Genomic DNA, 1,214 nt, shown 5'->3' with positions numbered 1-1,214 from the left:
GATCTGGACCGATCAGTACGGCCGCGTCAAGGTGCAGTTCCATTGGGACCGCATCGGACAGGACAACGAGCACTCCAGTTGCTGGGTGCGCGTGTCCACTGCTTGGGCTGGCTCCACCTTCGGTATGACCTCTGTGCCGCGCATCGGCATGGAGGTTGTCGTCGACTTCCTCAACGGCGACCCAGACCACCCGATTGTCATAGCCTGCGCGCACAACGCCGACGAGATGCCGGCGTGGCAGTTGCCAGCGCAAAAGCATCTGTCGGGCATCCGCAGCCGCGAATTCGGCGGTGGCCGCAGCAATCACCTTGTGTTCGACGACGGCGCGGGGCGGATCCAGGCGCAGCTCAAGAGCGACCACCAGAGCTCCAGCCTGAGCCTGGGCCATATCGGGCGCATCGAAGACAACGCGGGGCGCAAGGACGACCGGGGCCAAGGCTTCGAACTGCGTACCGATGGACACGGGGCTGTGAGATCAGCCAAGGGACTGCTGGTGAGCACCGAAGCGCGGCCCAACGCACAGGCGCATATCACGGATATGGGCGAGACGGTAGCGCGGTTGACCAGCGGGCGCAAGCAGCACGAGAGCCTGGGCGATGCGGCGCGGCAGGCCGGGGCGCATGAGACCGGCGACCAAGACGAAGTGGCCGAGGCGCTGAAGGCGCAGAACGATGCGCTGAAGGGCAGCGACCGGTACCTGAGCCAAGGCGAGTTTCCCGAATTTCAGGAGCCGCATCTGACGCTGGCAAGCACGGCCGGAGTCCAGAGCACTGCGCAGGGCTCGACGCACATCGCCAGCGGGGAGCACCACGCGGTGACCAGCGGTGGGCACACGAGCGTGAGTGCGGGAAAGAGCCTGCTAGCCAGCGCGAAAGGGGCCGTGCGGCTGTTTGCCTACAAGGCWGGCATGAAGCTGATGGCGGCAAACTCCAACATCGACATTTCCGCGCTCAGGAACAGCGTCAACGTGCTGGCCAAACTGAACATCACGCAGACGGCCGAGACGATCATCATCACTGCAACAAAAGAAGTGCTGATCAACGGCGGCTCAAGCTATACGTGCTGGAATGCCAGCGGCATCGTGCACGGCACCAACGGCCTCTGGCGTGAGCATGCAGCCGTGCACAGTCTGGCAGGACCGGCGAGCAAGATGGTTGAGGAAACCGCGTTCCCAGAAACCAGCCTGCGCAACGGCGAATATCACGAAATGTTCC

Annotated in this window: 1 protein-coding gene; it reads left to right on the top strand. The window is 63.7% G+C overall.

What is annotated here, in order from left to right:
• The coding region (locus AC04MI_RS25345) for a DUF2345 domain-containing protein (protein ID WP_476499069.1) at nucleotides 1-1,214 on the top strand (1,214 nt) is incomplete at both ends.

It is taken from the genome of Acidovorax sp. LjRoot204 (genome assembly GCF_056175785.1).
Note: the sequence above shows the minus strand (reverse complement) of the source record. Positions and strands in the feature narration are given on the sequence as shown.